Source organism: Desertibacillus haloalkaliphilus (genome assembly GCF_019039105.1).
Taxonomy (GTDB): Bacteria; Bacillota; Bacilli; order Bacillales; family KJ1-10-99; genus Desertibacillus; species Desertibacillus haloalkaliphilus.
Window position 1 is genome coordinate 1 of record NZ_JAHPIV010000047.1, and the last position, 979, is coordinate 979.

Genomic DNA, 979 nt, shown 5'->3' on the forward strand with positions numbered 1-979 from the left:
TCCCTTACCCTACAATTAATTTCTCTACCTTATTACCTTTATATTTACTTCCTCCTTTTACTTTTTCTTCACTTCCCCTCTTCTCCCCTCCTTCCTCCCTTCTCCTCTTCCCCTTCCCTCCCCTTTCCTTTTTCCTCCCCTCTCCTTCTCCTTCCTTCTTCTCCTCTCCCTTTTTTTTTTCTCCCCCTTCTCTTTTCTCTTTTCCCTTCTTCTCTCCTTTTCTTCTCCCCCTCCCTCTCCCCCCTTCTCCCTCCTTTCCTTTTTCCTTTTTCCTCTTTCCTTCCCTCTCTTTCTCCCTCTCTTCTTCTCCTTCTCTTCTCTCCTCCCTTTTTCTTTTTTCTTTCCTTTCCCCTCTCCCCTCTCTCTCTTCTTTTCTTTTCCTTTTCTTCTCCTTCCCTTCTTTCCTCTTCTTTCCCTCTCTCTCCCCTCTCCTCCTTCTTCTCCTCTTCTTTCCCTCCTTCTCCTCCTCCCTTCTTCTCCTCTCCTCTCCCTCCTCTCTCTTCCCCTCCCTTCCTTCTTCCCCCCCTTTCTCCCCCTTTTCTTCTTTTTTCCCTTCCTTTCCCCCTTTTCTCCCTCTCCTCCTCCTTTCTTCCTCTCCTTCTTTCCCTCCTTCCCCTTCTCTTCCTCTCCTTCCTCCTTCCCCCTTTTTCTTTCTCCTTCTTTTCTTCTCCCCCCTCTTTTCTCTCCTCCTCCCTTCCTTCTCCCTTCTCCTCTCTCCCCCCTTCCTCTCTCTCTTCCTTCTCTTCCCTTCTCCCTCTCCCCTCCCCCTTTCCCTCCTTCCCCTCCCTCTCTTCTTTTCTCCTTTTCTCCCCTTTCCCTTTTCTTCTCCTCTTCCCTCTCCCCTTTCTCTCTTCCTCCCTCTTTCCCTTTTTTCTTCTTCTCCTCCCCCCTCCTTTTTTTCTTTTCCCCTCCCCCTCCTTTTCCCCTTCCCTTCTCCTCTTTCTCTTCTCCCCCTCTCCTCTCCCCCTCTCCCTCTCTC

1 protein-coding gene is annotated in these 979 nt (G+C 50.2%); it reads right to left on the reverse strand.

The genetic code is table 11. The features are described 5' to 3' along the window. Nucleotides 1-4 precede the first annotated feature (4 nt). Nucleotides 5-979, reverse strand: a 975-nt coding sequence (locus tag KH400_RS29560) for a hypothetical protein (RefSeq protein ID WP_217227896.1), incomplete at its 5' end; no start/stop codon positions are given.